This window comes from Megasphaera jansseni (assembly GCF_047974155.1).
Taxonomy (GTDB): domain Bacteria; phylum Bacillota; class Negativicutes; order Veillonellales; family Megasphaeraceae; genus Megasphaera.
The window spans coordinates 19180-37446 of sequence record NZ_JBHYRR010000001.1 but is presented as its reverse complement, the minus strand read 5'-3'; the positions used below and the strand labels follow the sequence as shown (position 1 = coordinate 37446).

Here is an 18267-nt window from a genome sequence, read left to right as displayed (position 1 = left end):
CTCTTATTTCTTTTCTTTCGTACCCATGAGATGCTGCAGTTCAGCCATGAAACTGTCCAGATCGGCGAATTCGCGGTATACAGAAGCAAAGCGGATGTACGCGACTTCATCGACAGAACGCAGCTCGCTGAGGACCATTTCCCCTATCTTTTCGCTGGACACTTCCTGGGCCAGGGTGTTGCGGATATTGCGCTCGACCTTGGTGACGATATCCTCCAGCTGCTGCCGCGTGACTTCCCGCTTGTTGCAGGCCCGGAGCAGGCCGTTCAATAATTTGTTGCGGTCGAATAATTCATGGCGGCCATCTTTCTTGACGACGATGAGCGGCACTTCTTCGACCATTTCGTAAGTCGTGAAACGGCGGCCGCACTGCTGGCATTCTCGCCGGCGACGGATGGCCTTGCCGTCATCAGTAGCCCGCGAATCCGTTACTTTTGTATCTGCACATTGGCAAAATGGGCATCTCATGTTTCTTCCTCCTGCCTTCTTCTCGACGATATTTTCAAAAAAAAGCGGGTCCGCCGGGATCCGCTTTTTTCATGCTGATTATCTCATCCACGTAGGAATTTCTACGCCACCGGCATTGTCTTTCGTATCGCCGGGTTTGGCTGCCGTACCAGTGCCCTGGCCGAATGCGGGAATCGAAGACGGTTCTTTGCCAAAACCTGTAGCCACGACAGTGATGCGGATGGAGTCTTCCATATCCGGGTCAATGACGGAACCAAAGATGATGTTGGCTTCCGGATCGACAGCTTCAGCCACTTTTTCAGCTGCTTCGTTGATTTCGTACAAGCTGATATCCGGGCCGCCGGTAACGTTGAGCAAGATGCTCTGGGCACCGTCGATGCTCGTTTCCAGGAGAGCGCTGTGGATGGCGCCGTCGACAGCTTCGACAGCACGGTTTTCACCGGAGCCGACGCCGATACCCATGATAGCTTCACCCTGGTCGGACATGATGGTCTTGACATCGGCGAAGTCGAGGTTGATGAGGCCTGTCGTCGTAATCAAATCGGAGATGCCCTGTACGCCTTGGCGGAGGACATCGTCAGCGACGAGGAATGCGTCCTTCAAGGGCGTCTTCTTGTCGATGATCTGGAGCAGTTTATCGTTCGGGATGGTGATGATCGTGTCGACCTTTTCCTTCAAGTAGTCAGCCCCTTTATCAGCGACTTCCTTGCGACGTTTCCCTTCAAAAGAGAAGGGCTTGGTAACGACAGCGACCGTGAGGGCCCCCATTTCCTTGGCACATTCGGCAACGATAGGAGCTGCACCGGTACCGGTACCGCCGCCCATGCCGGCTGTGACGAAGACCATGTCAGCACCCTGCAGGGCTTTGACGATTTCTTCTTTGCTTTCCAGGGCAGCCTGTTCACCGACCTGGGGATTGGCACCGGCACCGAGGCCGCGCGTCAATTTTTCGCCGATCTGGATCTTGACATCGGCTTTCGAGACTTCCAGGACCTGGTCTTCCGTGTTGACCGAAATGAACTGGACGCCCTGCAAGCCGCTTTCTATCATACGGTTGACAGCGTTGTTACCGCCGCCACCGACACCTATTACTTTTATGTTTGCAAACTCTGCCATATCGCATTTTCCTCCTTCAGACTCTATAACGCACACCCTGTGCAGTAGGATTCCTTATTATTTTACACTATCTTAGAAAATTTATCTACCTGTTTTTGAAAATCAAGGCCCTATGCGCCTTATTTCGTCTTGACAAGGGGCGAGCGCACATCCGTGTCGATGTACTGGACGGCCAGATGATTTTCCTGGACTTCGGCCAGCAGCGTTTCCGTCAGCTTCGCCCGTTCTGCCGGTTCATCGCCGCTGCCCAGATGGATGGGGATGGAATCGGTCGTGTAGGCGACGATGCTTTCCGGATTGCCGACGTTGATTTCGGCAATATTCTTGAGGATATCCGGCGGCAGGCTCTGGAGATAGACCATAGCCGAATGGAGGGTCGGGTCCGTCACCGTATCGCCTAAGAGCAGGTTATCGACTTTCTTGCCAGTCATGATCGGTAAAGATACGCCTTTGATCTGCGGCCCCAGTTCGATGACCCGGCCGGTCTTATCGACATAGGCGAACCCGTAGAGCGTCGTAATGACAGCAGCTGGCTTTCGTTCCGTCAGTGTGACGTGGATCGTCGCTGGGAATTCCCGCGTCACCGTCGCATCGGCAATGCGCAGGTCCTTCTTCAGCCGTTCTTCGACATCGTCCGTCGACAACTGGACGACATTGACATAGGAATAAGCCCCACAGGCCCGATAGACATCTTCAAAGGACATGTTCTCGTTGCCATCGACGATAATGGCTCCGAAAGATACCGGCGCCAGGCGCAGGAAGAGCCAGATGACGAAGACACCGAGGATCGTAAAGATACAGCCGACGCGGCGGCGCCGGGCCCAAATCTGTTTCTGCCGGGCCTTTTTCTTCTTCAGCCGTGCCGCCTGGCGGGCCTTGCGGCGGCGCTGGGCTTCTTTCTTGGCAGCCAGGGCTTCCCGGTCCGGTTCGTTCAGCGGGTCGTTCTCAAGATGAGGAGGAACAAACACATCATGAGGATCGTTAGGCAGCACGACCCGTCGCTGCCCCGTATGATATGATTTCTTTCCCATTAAAACTTACCTACCGATGCTTCCAGTAAAATCTTTTCACACAAATCTTCAAAGGACATACCCATAGCCCGGGCAGCATCGGGGACCAGGCTGGTCGCCGTCATGCCCGGGACGGTGTTGATTTCCAGGACGAAGGGATGACCTTCCTTGTCGGTCATGATATCGACGCGGGATACGCCGCTGCAGTGGCAGAGATGGAAGACGTTCAAGGCCAAATCCTGCATTTCCTTGGTCAGTTCCGGCGAAATCGGCGCCGGGCAGAGATGCTTGGCTACGCCAGGCGCATACTTGGAATAGAAGTCGTATTTGCCCGTACTGGATACGATCTGGATGACCGGGAAGGCGACGTCGTCCATGACGGCGACGGTGAATTCATCGCCATCGATGAAGGCTTCGGCGACCAGCGAGGCGCTGTACTTGAAGGCTTCGTCCAGGGCCGGACGGAGTTCTTCCTTCGACTGGACGATGACTGTGCCGATGCTCGAGCCCTGGCCGGACGACTTGATGACGACGGGCAGGTCGAAGCGCTGTTCGATGTCGGCAGCGATGGCTTCGCGGTCCTGGGTGGCGAAATAGTAGGCAAAAGGCGCTGTGGCAATGCCGGCCCCCTGGAAAGCGGCCTTGCTCATGACCTTGTTCATGCCGACGGCACTGGCCATGACGCCTGGACCGGTGTAAGGGATCCCCATCATTTCGCATAAGCCCTGGATGACGCCATCTTCACCGTAGCGGCCATGAAGGGCATTGAAGACGATATCGATACCCTTTTCTGTCAGGGTCTTGGCGAATTCTTTCGGTACGAGTTCGATCGTTTCGATATGGTATCCCTTTTTCGTCAGCGCCTCCGCAATGGCAGCCCCAGTGCGGCGCGATACTTCTGCTTCTGTCGAGGGACCGCCGACAACGACGGCAATTTTTTTATCTTTCATGTCTTCCATTTCCTTATTTCTCCATTTCTTTAGCTTCAGCGAGATAGGCTTCGCCGACTTTGTAAATATCTCCGGCCCCCATAGTGATGACCAGGTCGAGGGGACGGGAATTTTCCTTCAAATAAGCCACTAAATCTTCTTTATGCGGGATATAGGTCACATCCTGGCCCGTCGTTTCCCTGACCTTCCTGGCAATGAGTTCGCCCGATACGCCGGGGATGGGATCTTCGCCGGCACTGTAGACGTCGGTGACGATGAGCTTATCGGCTTTGGCAAAGGCGCTGCCGTACTGGTCGAGGAGCAGTTTCGTCCGCGTATAGCGGTGTGGCTGGAAGAGGCAGACGACGCGGTGCGTCCCCATATCGCGGGCCGCCGTCAAGGTCGCATTGATTTCCGTCGGATGATGGGCATAGTCGTCGACAACCCAGACATCACCAACGAAGCCCTTGGTCTGGAAACGCCGTTTGGCGCCGTGGAAATGGCTCATCGCCGAAGCGATGCCGTCAAAGGGGAGTCCGCAGGCATCGGCAACAGCCGTCGTCGCCAGGGCGTTGAGGACGTTGTGGCGTCCCGGTACATTGAGGACCATATCCCCCATCTTCTGGCCATGTTTATAGACGGAAAAATGGAGCCTGCCCTTGATGTAATGCAGGTCTTTGGCCTGGTAGTCCGCCGGCTGTTCGATGCCGTACGATACGTAACGGCGGCCGGTCTGCGGGGCCAGGGCCCGGATCTTGTCGTTTTCAAAGCACAGGACAGCCAGGCCTTCTTCCGGATCGAGTTTCTGGATGAACTGCTTGAACGCGGCGATGACGTTTTCCAGCGAGCCGTAATGGTCCATATGGTCGGCGTCAATATTGGTGACGACGGCGATATAAGGGTTCTGCTTGAGGAAAGTCCCATCGCTTTCATCGGCTTCGGCAATGACATAGGCGCCTTTCCCCAGGATGGAATTGCTATGCAGGTAATCGACTTCACCGCCGATGACGATGGTCGGGTCCTGATGACATTCTTCAAAGACCTGGCCCAGCATGGACGATGTCGTCGTCTTGCCGTGGGCACCGGCTACGGAAATCCCCTTCCCCCAGCTCATGATGTGGACCAGGGCATCGGACCGATGGATGACAGGGATACCGCGGCGGCGTGCTTCGGCCAGCTCGACGTTGGTGTCGCGGATAGCCGACGAAATGACGACGACCTGGGCATCCTGCAGATTTTCCGGACGCTGGCCGATACAGATACGGGCCCCTTTTTGGGCGAACTGTTCGGTCACCGGCGAGGCTTTGAGGTCCGAACCGGATACATGATATCCTTTTTCAATGAAAACATTGGCAATTGCCCGCATCCCGGCGCCGGCAATGCCGATAAAATGAACGTTTGTGACATCGTTCAGATTAACCATAGGTTTATTCCACACCCTTCTTTTCCTGTTACGGACGACGTTTGCGGGCAATCGACAAGGCCAGTTCGGCAATATCGTGTGCCGCCTCGGGCTTGCCCATGGAGCGGCTGGCTTTCGCCATCGCTGCCAGCGCCTTCGGATCGTCTTTTAAATGAATGATTTCTTCTAACAATTCCCGGCCTGTCAGCATCTTGTCGAGGATCATCTTGGCAGCGCCGCACATGACCAGGGCCTGGGCATTATAGCGCTGGTGGTCTTCGGCTGCATAGGGATAGGGAATGAGGATTGACGGCACGCCGCGGACAGTCAGTTCGGCAAGGCCGACGGCACCGGCCCGGTATACGGCCAGGTCGCAGGCGGCCAGGGCGTCAGGCATATGGTGCAGATACGGGATGATGCGGCTTCCCTTGCCATAGCGGCCGCGGCATTCGATGCCCGGCAGCTGCTTGACGACGCGGTCGTATTCATGGTCCCCTGTGACGTGAAGGATCTGGATACGGTCGTCGTTACGGAAATACTTGTGGACTTCGATCATCGCCGTGTTGATGCTGCGGGCGCCGCGGCTGCCGCCGGCGACGAGGAGCGTAAATTTATCCGGGTCCAGTCCCAGGGCCTTGCGCCCTTCTTCCCGCGTCACCGTGAGGATATCCTTGCGGACGGGATTGCCCGTATAGACCAGGATGTCCTTGCGCTTGAAACGGGCAGCGGCTTCTTCGTAGCCCAGGGCTACGCGGTTGACGAAACGGCTCAAAATCGTATTGGTAACGCCGGGGATGACGTTCTGTTCCTGGATCAGTGTCGGCACACCGCTCAGGCTGGCTGCCAAAAGGACCGGCCCACAGACGAAACCGCCCGTCCCGATGACGACGTCCGGTTTGAATTTGTGGATAATACCTTCTGCCTTGATCAGGCTGGCTGCCGTCTTGCCCAGGGTGACGAAGTTGCGGACGGAAATCTTCCGTTCCAGGCCCCGCACGTCAAGGGTGACGAAAGGCAAGCCTTCTTTAGGGATCAATGTATTTTCCAGGCCGATTTTGGAGCCGACGTAGAGAAATTCGGTAGGTTCGATGTCGGCAATCGCCCGGGCAATGGTAATCGCCGGGTAGATATGGCCGCCTGTGCCACCTCCGGAAATAATGACTCGACGCATGTTCCTGCCTCCTGTTGTTTCTTCTAAATATCGTTAAATGGCGTTGACGATGCCTTTAAAGACACGTCCGCGCTGTTCAAAATTATCATACATGTCAAAGCTGGAGCAAGCCGGTGACAAAAGGACGGCCTGCGGGGCCTTGGCGATCTTGCGGGCCAGCATGATGGCCCCTTCCATACTGTAGCCCGTGCGGCGGATATCCTGGATGCCTGCCTTCTTGGCAGCGGCTTCGAAGCGTTCTGCCGCATCGCCGATGAGGATCAGCGTATCGACGCGTTTCGCCGCCAGGGCCATGAAATCATCGAGGGGCGTCTTCTTGTCATAGCCGCCGGCAATGAGGATGAGGTGTCCCTGCGGGAAAGCTTCCAGGGCCTTCATGGACGCATCGACGTTGGTCCCCTTGGAGTCGTTGTAATAAGTGACGCCATGGATGGTCCGTACTTTTTCCAGGCGGTGTTCGACGCCCTTGAAATCTTTGAGGACCTGGCGGATGACGTCGAGCGGCGCCCCGGCAGCATAGGTCAGGAGAATCGCGGCCAGGCAATTCTGGATATTATGCTTGCCGAAGAGGTGCAGGTCCGTTTCGGCACAGACGACGGTATCCTGGCCATGGAGGCGCAGGATAAGCTGTCCGTCCTGATAAAAGGCCCCTTCCGGGACTTCGCCGCACGTCGAGAAATAGACGACCGTACCGGTCATATCCGCAGCCATGGCCCGCACCCGTTCATCATCGTAATTGAGGACGGCGTAATCGCCCTTATCCTGGTTGAGGAAGATACGTTCCTTGGCGGCAGCATAGCCTTCCATCGTATGGTGGCGGTCCAGATGGTCCGGCGTGATATTGAGGATGGTGGCCGCTTTGGCTTTGATGCTGTGCGTGAATTCGAGCTGGAAACTGGACAATTCGGCGACGACGACGGCTTCCTTAGGCAGGTTGTCGGCCTGAGCGGACAGGCCGTAGCCGATGTTGCCGCCGACGACGGTCTGACGGCCCGTGGCTTTCATGATTTCACCGACCAGGGTCGTCGTCGTCGTCTTGCCATTGGTCCCGGTAATGCCGATCATATCGGCATCGGTGACCCGGCAGGCCACTTCGACTTCACTCCAGATCGGCAGGCCGCGGCGGGCCGCTTCTTTCATGATTGGGATTTCCGGAGAAATGACCGGCGACGGGACGACGACATCCATGCCGTCGAGAAGGTTCGTTTCCTGGCTGCCAAAGACCAGCTTGACGCCGGCAGCCGCCAGATCTGGCCACGGCTGTTCGGCCGTGTCGATGGCCTTCATATCATTCAGCGTAACGGACCCGCCATGGCCTGCCAGGGCCAAAGAGGCAGCGCGGCCGCTGATGCCTGCGCCGATAACTAAGAAATGTTTTCCAGAAAAATCCATGATGCTCATTGCCAACACCTGCTTTATATAAAAAATATCGTAATTCAATCAGAAAAGCCGCAGGCCCTATTTGCAGGCCAATACGACGATAATGGACAGGATCGCCATGATAGCCGAGAAGCTCCAGAATACGGTGACGACCTTGACTTCACTCCAGCCAGACAGCTCAAAGTGATGGTGAATCGGGCTCATCTTGAAGACGCGGACACCGCGGGTCTTGAAGGAAATGACCTGGATGATGACCGACAGGGCTTCGATGACATACAAGCCGCCAGCCAGGATGAGGAGCAGTTCCGTCTTGGTCAGGATAGCCATAGCCGCCAGGGCACCGCCCAGGGCCAGGGACCCCGTATCGCCCATGAACATCTTGGCCGGATGCTGGTTATAGAAGAGGAAGCCCAGGCAGGCCCCGGTCAGGGCCGTGCCGAAAATGGCGAAATGGCTATAGCCCAGGGCGACGGCGATGACGACGTAAGCCACGGACGTAATGGCGCAGGACCCGGCAGCCAGGCCGTCGAGGCCGTCGGTCAGGTTGACGGCATTACTCGTGCCGACGATCATGACGAAGACGAAGAGATAGTAGAACATGCCCAAATCAACGGTGGTGGAAGTAAAGGGAATCCACAAGGTCGTCGGGAAATGGAGGAAGGCATCGAGGATATAGCAGAAAATGGCTGCCATGACGAACTGGCCAGCTAATTTCTGTTTGGCCGTAAGCCCCAGATTACGGTGCTTGATAGCCTTGATACTATCGTCGAGGAAACCGATGACACCATGGCCCAGGGCCAGGAATAAGGCCAGCCCTTTGCGCAGATCCATAGGATCGAAGATGAGGCACGATATGGTCAGCGCCGCCAGGATGAGGATGCCCCCCATGGTCGGCGTCCCGGCCTTGTATTTATGGCTCTGCGGCCCTTCTTCCCTTTCAGACTGGCGGGCGTGGAATTTTTTCAGTTCCTTGATGACCAGCGGTCCAAAGACGAGGCCGATGACCAGGCTGACGACAAAGCTGAGAATCAGCATTTTAAACATTCACATTACTTCCTTTCGAAATAGGGCAGTATTTTTTCCATGGCAAAGCTCCGCGAGCCCTTCAAGAGGACCGTGTCGCCATCATGGAGAAGGTCTTTCAGCTGACGAGCCGCCTGTTCATGCGTATCCGTCGTGTAGACGGCCGTCATGCCTTCGGCTTTCGCCGCCTGGGCGATATCCTGGGCCAGATCACCCATGGTGATGAGGGCATCGAGGCCGGTCTGGGCGACGAGACGGCCAATGGCTTCGTGTTCCCTTTTCGCCCAGTCGCCCAGTTCCCCCATGCCGCCGAGGACGGCAATCTTGCGGCCTTTCGTCAGCAGGTCCAGCGTGCGGATGGCTTCGGCCATGGACGCCGGATTGGCATTATACGTATCATTGATGAAGGTATAAGGCCCGATATGAAGCAGTTCCTGGCGCATGGCCATGCCATGATACGACGCCAGGCCGCGCTGTATCTCAGCGGCGCTCAGTCCGGTCAGCTGACCGACAGCAATGGCCGCCAGGGCATTGTAGACGTTGTGACCGCCGATGACGGGCACGGAGACGTCGAAATCCTGGCCTGCGCCGCTGCAGTGGAAGCGGACGCCCTGTTCATCACAGACGATATGATCGGCCCGGACAGCTGCATCGTCTGTGGTCCCATAGAGGACACTCGTGCCCCTGCATACATCCGTCATCTGGCGGACAAAGGGATCGTCGCCGTTGAGGACGGCCGTCCCCTTTTCATCCAGGGCCTGGACGAGTTCCGATTTCGCCTTGGCGATGTTTTCCTGGGAGCCGAGCAGTTCGATATGGCTCTTGCCAACGTTGGTGACGACGCCGATAGTCGGTTCGCCGATAGCCGCCAGTTCGGCAATCTGCCCTAAGCCGCGCATGCCCATTTCTACGACGCAGGCTTCGTGTTCCGGCGTCAGCTGCAACAGCGTCTTGGGCAGGCCAATTTCGTTATTGAAATTCTTTTCCGTCTGCAAGACACGGTACTTTTCGCCGAGGACGGTGGCGATCATATTGCGTGTCGACGTCTTGCCGACCGAGCCGGTGACGGCCACGACGGGAATGGCAAAACGGCGGCGGTGGAAGCGGGCCAGGTCCTGATAAGCCTTGAGGGTGTCGGCGACGACGAAGATCGGTGCCGTCAGCCCTTCATATTCCGGACGCACTTCCGACACAACAGCCCCGGCAGCGCCGGCAGAGAGAGCCTGGCCGACGAAATCATGGCCGTTGAAAGACGTCCCTTTGAAAGCGACGAACAACGAGCCCTGGGCGATAGCCCGCGTATCCGTGCAGACATCGCTGAAAGCCACCGAGGCGGCCGGCTTCAGGAGCCGGGCGCCTGTGGCCTGGATTATTTCTTCACTCGTAAAAGAAGCCATTATTTATCTCCTCTGTGCAGTGCATGGACGGCGTTGCGCGCTTCTTCGCGGTCGTCGAAATGAATGGTCCCGTCATTGAGGATCTGATACGTTTCATGGCCCTTGCCGGCAATAACGATGATGTCATTGGTCTGAGCCAGTTCGACGGCGCGGTAAATAGCGTCGCGGCGGTTGACGATGACTTCATGGTGCTGGCCTGGTTTCAAGCCTTCCTTGACGCCGGCTTCGACTTCAGAAACGATGGTTTCCGGATTTTCCGAGCGGGGATTGTCCGACGTGACGATAGGGATATCGGCCAGTTCGGCACCGATACGGCCCATGATGGGGCGCTTGGTCTTATCGCGGTCGCCGCCACAGCCGAAGACGGCGATGATGCGGTTCGGATTCATAGCCCGCGCCGTTTCCAAGGCTTTCTGCAAGCTGTCCGGCGTATGGGAATAGTCGACGACGATGGCGAAATCCTGGCCGGCTTCGACGAGTTCAAAACGGCCCGGTACGGAATGGAAGGTCTGGATGGCTTTATCGATTGTCGCTTCATCGACGCCTTCAGCATGGGCTGCCCCGATGGCGGCCAGCGTATTGTAAACGTTGAACAAGCCCGTGATGTTCATGTTGAGGTGGACGTTGACGAAAGGGCCGACGACGTCGAAAGAGGATTTCTTCAATTCGACTTTCAAGTTGGACCCTTTGAGGTCGGCATCCTTTTCGACACCGTAAGTCAGGACTTTGCAGTGGCAGGCCTTGAGGATATCCTTGGACCAGGGGTCGTCGATATTGACGACGGCCGTCTTGTTATCCTTGACGTGGTCGGCAGCGGTCAAGCTCTGGAAGAGCTTGGCCTTGGCGGCGACGTAATTTTCCATGGTCTTGTGGAAATCGAGGTGGTCCTGAGTCAGGTTGGTGAAGACCGCCGTATCGTATTCGATGCCGGCGACGCGGTTCAAGGCCAGGGCATGGCTGGAGACTTCCATGACGACATGGGTCATGCCTTTTTCCTGCATGAGGGCCAGGAAGCGCTGGAGTTCGACGACATCGGGCGTCGTATTGTGGATCGGCAGTTCTTCATCGTCAATGAGGGCGTGAATGGTGCCGATGACGCCGACATGATAGCCAGCTGCCCGCAGGATATGGGCGATGATGTGGGTCGTCGTCGTCTTGCCGTTGGTGCCGGTGACGCCGATCATGCGCATCTTCTTGCCCGGATAATCGTAAAAGAACGGAACCATGTCTTCCAGGGCGTGATGGATATCCGGCACCTGGATCTGGACCGTGCTCTTAGGCAGGTCGAGGTGTTTCGTCGTCAAGACGGCGACGGCCCCTTTTTCGACAGCCTGGGCTGCAAAGGCGGCACCATCGACGTGGACACCGGAAATGCAGACGAAGAGATAGCCCGCTTCAATCTGGCGCGAGTCCGATGAAATACCGGTGATCACCGTATCGGCACTGCCATTGAGATTATAAATGCCCTTGATCTGTTTACAAAGTTCTCCTACCGTTTTGGTCATAATCATAGGTCCTCCTTGATGATTCTTTTTTTGTATTCTCTATAAGCGAAACAACAATGAGGTCGTCGCACGAAGTGCGTCGACCTCTCGGTTTTAAGCAATTATCGACGTTTTCCCCTTGCGGCCTGGTCCGTCTGGTTCCCATAAAGGATCCGTGACGGCGCTACCATGCCCAGTCGCTTCGTCGCGGTCGTGTAAATTCGTTCCGGTGTTTCCAATTTGGAAATCTCGACGCGCAATTCATCGTTTTCACGCTGCAACTGCTGCGTCTCGCGCTTCACCTCCATGAGTTCTCCACTCTGCTGATATGCCCAGGAGGTCAGCAGGTTGGATATGATTACGATAGCCGCAATCATTCCAATCGGCAGCAAGACGTAAGCCGCCCCCCGCCGGATCGCGTTTACAGCATCCGTCCGCCATAAGGGTATGCTCTTATCACCATGTATATTCCCGGCCTTCCTCACCAGCATACGCAACACATCCATTTCCATGATCATAGCCCGGCCCCGTTATTTACGGATGCCGACGCGGAGCTTCGCACTGCGGGCCCGCGGATTCGTATCCAGTTCTTCCTGCGACGGCAGGATGGGCTGGCGCTTCACTTTTAAGATGGCATGATGATGGCACGTACAAACTGGCATGTCCGGCGGGCAGATACAATCGGTCGCCAAGAGCCTCAACGTCTGTTTGGCAATGCGGTCTTCCAGGGAATGGAAGGTGATGACGCACAGCCGTCCGCCCGGCTTCAGGCGCTGGGCGGCCTGTTCCAGGGAATCGTGAAGGATTCCCAGTTCATCATTGACTTCGATGCGGATGGCCTGGAAAGTCCGCTTGGCCGGATGGGGGCCGTCCTTGCGGGCACCGGCCGGGATGGCCTTCTTGATGACCTGGACCAGCTCTTCCGTCCGTTCCAGGGGCTTTTCCCGCCGCGCCTCGACGATGAAAGCGGCAATGCGCTTAGCCCAGCGTTCTTCGCCGTAGGTCTTGATGATACGGTATAAGTCGGCCTGGCTGTAGCCATTGACGATATCGTAAGCACTGCGCTTCTGATCCCGATCCATGCGCATGTCCAGAGGGCCGTCCTGCATGTAGGAAAAGCCCCGTTCCGGCGTATCGAGCTGATAACTGGAGACGCCGAGGTCGAACATGACGCCATCTACCATTTCGATTCCCAATTCATCGAGCACGTCTGACAGATAGCGGAAATTCCGCTGTACCAGGATGCGCCGGCAGGCCGTATCTTTCAGCCGTTCCGTCGCAGCCGCAATGGCGTCCCGGTCCTGGTCGAGGCCGATGAGCGTCGCCTTGGACGACAAGCGTTCAGCCAGCGCCCGGGAGTGACCGCCGCCGCCGAGTGTACAGTCGACATAGATTCCGTCAGGGTCGGTAATCAAATTATCTATGGTTTCTTTACGAAGCACACTGACGTGATGAAAATTCATAATTCCTCCTAAAAGTCCAAGTCCAGGGAATCGTCGAGGCTTTCTGCAATTTCTTCCATGACCGGTACAGTCTTGGCCGCATAGGCTTCATAAGCTTCTTTGCTCCAGATTTCGACTTTATCCCCTGTCCCCAGGACAGTCACATCCTTGACCAGCTTGGCATAGGCCCTCAATGTCGCCGGAATCAGGATGCGGCCTTGTTTATCGAATTCTACTTCGGCAGCACTGCCGAAGACAAACCGCTTGAAGGCGCGGACATTTTCCTTAGAAGCCCGCAGTTTCTTCAAACTGCCGGCCAAGCGCATCCACGCCTCCATCGTATAGACAGAAAGGCAGCCTTCCAAACCGCGGGTAACGACGAACTTTGGCCCCAGTTCGTCCCGAAATTTGACAGGCAAAATAACGCGACCTTTTGCATCAATGGTATGTTCATATTCACCCATAAACATAAGGCCGCAACTCCCTTCACTTTTCACCACATTTTACCACATTTCCACACGCCGTGACAACACAATGGTAAAAAAAAGAAGTTTTGCATGAAAGTTTCTTCTTTCAAGCAAAACTTCTTGGGGGTTCGTGGTTCGTGGTCAGTGGCTCGTGGGTAGTGGTTCGTAGCGGCTAACGGCTAACTGCTGACCGCTAACTGCTAACGACCTGCGATTGGCGGGCCGCCTTGACAAGACGGCCCCTACGGAGCGGTCTGCGACCTGCGAACTGCGGTCTGCGGGCCGCCCTTGGGGCGGCCCCTACAGCATTTTTATGACGATGGGCTCGGTCCGCAATTTATGGAAATCGCAGCGCTGGACGAGTTCTTCCCGGCTGTAGCGGCGCGGTTCCGGCACCAGGCCGCCGACATAGGCCAGATAGGACAAGATGGCTTCTGCCGTAAGGCCCCGTTCCCGCAGGGAGCGGATGGTGATGCCGTGCTGACGCTTGGACAGGCGGTTCCCGTCTTTGTCGACGAGCATGGGTACGTGGGTGTACACCGGCGGCGTATAGCCTAATATCTCCATGAGCCATATCTGCTGGGCCGTCGACGATAACAGGTCTTCACCACGCAGGACATGGGTAATGGCCATGGCCCCGTCGTCGACGGAAACGGCCAGTTGATAGGCATACATATCATCTGCCCGGCGGACGACGAAGTCACCGCAGCAGCGCGTCAGGTCTTCGTGGAAGGTCCCGTAAACGCCGTCTGTAAAGGAAATGGTCCGTCCCGGCACATGGACCCGCCACGACGGCTTCTTGGTCATCTGTTTCCGCTGGGCTTCGCTCAGGCCGTAACAATGGCCGTCGTAGACGGTATGCTCACCGGCATGAGGGGCGCCGACGGCCTGCAATCGGGCGCGGCTGCAATAACAGGGATACAAGAGGCCCGCCTTGCGGAGCTTCTCCAGGGCCGCATCATAGCGGTCATACCGTTCCTGCTGGATGTATGGCCCATAAGGCCCGCCTATGTCCGGTCCTTCATCCCAATCCAGGCCCAGCCAGCGCAGGTCTTCCATGAGGGCCTTGGTAAAGACGGGCTTCGACCGCTGTTCGTCGATATCTTCGATACGCAGGACCAGCGTCCCGCCGGCCTGGCGCACCTGCAGCCAGGCCAGGAAGGCCGACCAGACGTTGCCCAAATGGATATACCCTGTCGGGCTCGGCGCAAAACGTCCGCGCATGGCACTCACATCCTAATCAGGCAGCGAAACGAGGCAGGTGAACAAGTCCTTCGCTTCGCGTATCTTCGCTTCACTGCCCATAACGCAGAGGTTATTGTCGTCCATGACGGCGCGGATGCGCGGAGCCAGGGCGCGGATGTCGGCAGCCGTCGTCGCCAGCAGCTGGTCCCGGCGCTGCTGGGCAATGGCATCGGTCGTCCCGGTGAAATACCGGGTCATGGTCTTGGCGCCCCGCAGGGATGGCGTCAAAGGCACGTCGACGCGGCTCAGGGTCCCGATGACGTATTTCGTCATTTCCCGGTCGGACACGTCGAAGGATTCCAGATAATCCGCCAGGGCATCGTAGGCTTCGACGCTGGAGCGGAGGTTGGGGTCGCGGTACGAGCAGAAGACCATGTCGCCGTTGTCATAGAAGCGGGTAAAGGCGCCGTACGCTCCGCCCTGGACGCGGATCTTCGTCCACAAGTACCCGTACTGGAGGATCGTATCGAGGACCATGAGCGAGCCGTCATAGTCATAGCCGTGGCTGCGGAAGTTGCCGCCTTTGGCGACGTACTGGACAGTGCCGCTAGTCATGATGCCTTCATTCTTCCGGGACAGGCCGAAATCGCACAGACCCTGGGGCTTTTCGCCCTGGGGCAGTGCCGTGATCCACGACGGTACGACGACTTTCGCCGTCTGCCAGTCGTCCCGGCTGGCCGTCACTTCCAGGGTCAGGGCCGAACGGGTAAAGATTTTTTTCATAACCGCAGCGAGTTTGGCAGCGATGGCCTCGGCGTCGGTATGGATGCGGCCGGCGATGTCGGTAATGAATTCGTAATACGACAGTTCCCCGGCGTCGCAGAAGGCTTCTACCGGCGAAACGTAGGACAAGACGCGGTGCATGACGATGGTATGGCCCCGGCGGAAGGCGTCCATATCCCAGCCGGCCTTCGTTTCTTCGACGAGTTCGATCAGGCGGTCTTTATTGGTGAAGACCGTGTGCAGGGAGATTTCCTTCAATAAATCGACGAGCTTGTCCAGGTTCTGCGTCAAGCCTTTGGCCTTGAAACGGAAGACCGGCATGTAGTCCTTGTTGTCCGTCCGGTTCGAGAAGGCCGACACACTGTAGTCGATGCCGCCGGTGTACAAGTCGATGAGCGACGCGATTTCCCCATACGTATGATCGGTCGTATCCATATCGCCGATAAGGTCGCTCAGCAGGTAGACATAGGAAATTTCTTCCCGCGTCAGGCCGTGGAGGTCGAAGTAGGCATTGACATAGGTAATGCCATTGGTTTCATCCGGGACATAGCAGACGGTGACGCCGTCCATAGCCTGCTGTTCCATGACAATCGTATCGACCTTCTTTTCCAGGTCGTCCCGGGTCAGGGTCGGAATCGTTTCCAGGGCTTCCGGCGAATCCGGCGTGGCCTGCCGCTTCTGAAGGGCCTGGGAATCGGCTACGATGGCATCGATTTCTTCTTGAGAGAGTGAAGCCTTATAGGCTGCCAGCTTGTCGGCCAGGGCCTTATCGTGCTTTTCGGTCAGGCCCGGTTCCGGGACTAAGGAGACCAGGGCATAATAGGGGTTGTCGAGGATATACTTCTGGATGAGGCCTTCAAAATAGCCGTTGTCGATACCGCGGCGCAACACGTCCAGCGGCCCTTCATAGGACAGGGCAGCCAGAGGATCCATATCGTAGAGCCACGTATCCATGCAGCGGATGCCGTAGATGAGGCCCTTCGGGCGGCCGACGAAATCGGCTTCGCGCAGGATGAATTCCGTCCGGTTCAGGGCCCCTGTGAGCAGGGTCTTGTCCAGGCCGTCGCGGACCATACCGCTGAGGACGTCGCGGACGATGGGCAGGATTTTGTCCTGTTTATCCGGGTCCGAGCCATTGACGGAAATGCCCCACAAGGGCTGCAAGAGGCCGTCCTGGAAGTCGCCGGAAATATCCTTGCCCAGGCCGGCGTCGACCAGGGCTTTCTTCAGCGGCGCCGCCGGCGACTGCAGGAGGACGTAGGTCAGGACCTTGAAGGCCATGGCTACCGTCGGGTCCAGGGCATCGTCGATGACATAGGTCAGGCTGTGCAGCGTCTTATGGTCCGTCTTTTCTCCCGTCGCAATGCCGTAGGGATAAGTCTTGACCTGGCTCCCCGGGCAGGACTGGCGGCCGATGGCCGAATCAATCGTTTCGACATGGAACTGGCTCAAATATTCGCCATCGATGAAAGCCAGGGTCTGGTCGATATCCATATCGCCGTAGAGGAAAATATAGCTGTTCGACGGATGGTAATATTTAGCGTGGAAAGCGGCAAAGGCTTCCTGCGTCAAGTTCGGGATGTCATCGGGATTGCCGCCCGATTCGACACCGTACGTCGTATCCGGGAAGAGGGCATCCATGACGTGCCGTTCCATCTGCGAGTCCGGCGACGAGAAGACGCCTTTCATTTCGTTATAAACGACGCCGCGATAAGTCAGTTCGCCATCGGCCGAATCGAGATGGTAATGCCAGCCTTCCTGCATGAGGACCTGTTTGTCCCTGATCATGTTCGGGAAGAAGACGGCATCGAGATAGACATCCATGAGGTTCTTGAAATCGGCTGCATTGCGGCTGGCTACGGGATACATGGTCTTATCCGGGAAGGTCATGGCGTTGAGGAAAGTATTGAGCGAGCCCTTCACCAGTTCGACAAAGGGTTCCTTGAGAGGGAACTTCCGGGAACCGCAGAGGGTCGAGTGTTCGCAGATATGGGGTACGCCGGTGCTGTCCGACGGCGTCGTCCGGAACGAAATAGAAAAGACTTTGTTGTCATCGTCATTCTGGATATATAACAGGCGGGCACCGGACTGGACGTGGTGCAGCTCATAGGCCTGGCTGTGCAGTTCCGGTACGTAGCGGGACCGGTCGACAGCAAAGCCGTGAATCATCTGTTTCTCTTGTAACTTCATAAAAACGCTCCTTCATTTCATAGTATATAATGTATTATAACTAGTATCATGCTTGCAAAAGTAATCGGCCCAATTCAGCGACGGTCGCTGCCGTATAATCGGGCTGGAAGGCTTTCCGTTCGGCTTCGTCGCCATAGCCATAAGTGACATAAATGACGGGCAGGCCCAGTTCGTGGGCGCCGATAATATCGAAACGGCGGTCGCCGACCATGACGGCATCGCCCTTTTCCACAGGACCCAGGCCCGCCAGGATGCGCCGCATGACGTCGGCCTTGGTATCGGTGCCACCGACGGCCGGGCCGGCAATGGCTTCCACATAAGGGGCGATGCCGAATTTCTGGCAGATTGCTTCGGCGTGGACCTGAGGCTTGGAGGTCGCGACAAAAGAGCGGATGCCCGCTTCCTTCATGGCTTTGAGCATGGGGACGATGCCATCGAAAGCCCGGTTCTCGAACTTGCCGATGGTACTATAGCGTTCCTGGAAATAGGCATAGGTCTGCCGTGCTTTTTCCGGCGAAAAACCGTAGACCTCTTCAAAGGTCGTCAGCAGCGGCGGCCCAACGATAGTATGCTGATCCAGACGGCCTTCCGTCGATTCGCCCATCTGTTCCAGGGCATAGGCTACGGACTTGATGATGCCTTCTTTGGAATCGGTCAAGGTCCCGTCGAGATCGAATAAAACGTATTTATACATGTAACTTCTCCTGTAAAACTATACTTATTGTGTACCCTATCTATTTTAGCCTGCTTTGCCGATATTTGCAATCATTTGACTCGCACAGAGACCGTGAAATTTTTCCCATTGTTGACCCTTTTAGTA

General features: G+C 56.6%; 16 protein-coding genes. All 16 read right to left on the bottom strand.

The window, feature by feature from the left end; translation table 11 throughout:
- Positions 1-3: 3 nt before the first annotated feature.
- Complete coding sequence (gene nrdR / locus ACE418_RS00210) at positions 4-468, bottom strand: transcriptional regulator NrdR (protein WP_416448594.1); 465 nt, start codon at positions 466-468, stop codon at positions 4-6.
- Between the two features lie 78 nt (positions 469-546).
- Positions 547-1584 carry a cell division protein FtsZ gene (ftsZ, locus tag ACE418_RS00205; protein ID WP_416448593.1) on the bottom strand — a complete coding sequence of 346 codons (1038 nt, stop codon included), beginning with the start codon at positions 1582-1584 and terminating at the stop codon, positions 547-549.
- Positions 1585-1703: 119 nt separating this feature from the next.
- Positions 1704-2615 (bottom strand): cell division protein FtsQ/DivIB, encoded by a 912-nt coding sequence (locus tag ACE418_RS00200; RefSeq protein WP_416448592.1) that lies wholly within the window; start codon positions 2613-2615, stop codon positions 1704-1706.
- The gene (locus ACE418_RS00195) at positions 2615-3553 is read right to left on the bottom strand and encodes a D-alanine--D-alanine ligase (protein WP_416448591.1); all 939 of its coding nucleotides are present in this window, start codon (positions 3551-3553) and stop codon (positions 2615-2617) included. Before ACE418_RS00195 ends, ACE418_RS00200 begins: the two co-directional genes overlap by 1 nt.
- A gap of 4 nt (positions 3554-3557) precedes the next feature.
- Positions 3558-4946, bottom strand: a complete 1389-nt coding sequence (murC, locus tag ACE418_RS00190) for a UDP-N-acetylmuramate--L-alanine ligase (RefSeq protein ID WP_416448590.1) — start codon at positions 4944-4946, stop codon at positions 3558-3560.
- 28 nt (positions 4947-4974) lie between these two features.
- Positions 4975-6096, bottom strand: coding sequence for an undecaprenyldiphospho-muramoylpentapeptide beta-N-acetylglucosaminyltransferase (gene murG / locus ACE418_RS00185; protein WP_416448589.1), 1122 nt, complete (start codon positions 6094-6096; stop codon positions 4975-4977).
- A 33-nt stretch (positions 6097-6129) separates the two neighbouring features.
- Entirely contained in the window at positions 6130-7497 is a 1368-nt protein-coding gene (gene murD / locus ACE418_RS00180) for a UDP-N-acetylmuramoyl-L-alanine--D-glutamate ligase (RefSeq protein ID WP_416448588.1), read from the bottom strand.
- 57 nt (positions 7498-7554) lie between these two features.
- On the bottom strand, positions 7555-8520 hold the full coding sequence (gene mraY / locus ACE418_RS00175) for a phospho-N-acetylmuramoyl-pentapeptide-transferase (RefSeq protein ID WP_416448587.1): 966 nt from the start codon (positions 8518-8520) through the stop codon (positions 7555-7557).
- Between the two features lie 5 nt (positions 8521-8525).
- On the bottom strand, positions 8526-9896 hold the full coding sequence (locus ACE418_RS00170; protein WP_416448586.1) for a UDP-N-acetylmuramoyl-tripeptide--D-alanyl-D-alanine ligase: 1371 nt from the start codon (positions 9894-9896) through the stop codon (positions 8526-8528).
- Entirely contained in the window at positions 9896-11401 is a 1506-nt protein-coding gene (locus ACE418_RS00165; RefSeq protein ID WP_416448684.1) for a UDP-N-acetylmuramoyl-L-alanyl-D-glutamate--2,6-diaminopimelate ligase, read from the bottom strand. Before ACE418_RS00165 ends, ACE418_RS00170 begins: the two co-directional genes overlap by 1 nt.
- A gap of 101 nt (positions 11402-11502) precedes the next feature.
- Entirely contained in the window at positions 11503-11871 is a 369-nt protein-coding gene (ftsL, locus tag ACE418_RS00160; protein ID WP_416448585.1) for a cell division protein FtsL, read from the bottom strand.
- Positions 11872-11910: 39 nt separating this feature from the next.
- Positions 11911-12843, bottom strand: coding sequence for a 16S rRNA (cytosine(1402)-N(4))-methyltransferase RsmH (gene rsmH / locus ACE418_RS00155; protein ID WP_416448584.1), 933 nt, complete (start codon positions 12841-12843; stop codon positions 11911-11913).
- Positions 12844-12851: 8 nt separating this feature from the next.
- Entirely contained in the window at positions 12852-13292 is a 441-nt protein-coding gene (mraZ, locus tag ACE418_RS00150; RefSeq protein WP_416448583.1) for a division/cell wall cluster transcriptional repressor MraZ, read from the bottom strand.
- Positions 13293-13589: 297 nt separating this feature from the next.
- Complete coding sequence (gene gluQRS, locus ACE418_RS00145; RefSeq protein ID WP_416448582.1) at positions 13590-14513, bottom strand: tRNA glutamyl-Q(34) synthetase GluQRS; 924 nt, start codon at positions 14511-14513, stop codon at positions 13590-13592.
- 12 nt (positions 14514-14525) lie between these two features.
- Positions 14526-17447 (bottom strand): insulinase family protein, encoded by a 2922-nt coding sequence (locus ACE418_RS00140; RefSeq protein WP_416448581.1) that lies wholly within the window; start codon positions 17445-17447, stop codon positions 14526-14528.
- A 46-nt stretch (positions 17448-17493) separates the two neighbouring features.
- Positions 17494-18141 carry an HAD hydrolase-like protein gene (locus ACE418_RS00135; protein ID WP_416448580.1) on the bottom strand — a complete coding sequence of 216 codons (648 nt, stop codon included), beginning with the start codon at positions 18139-18141 and terminating at the stop codon, positions 17494-17496.
- Between the last annotated feature and the right edge of the window lie 126 nt (positions 18142-18267).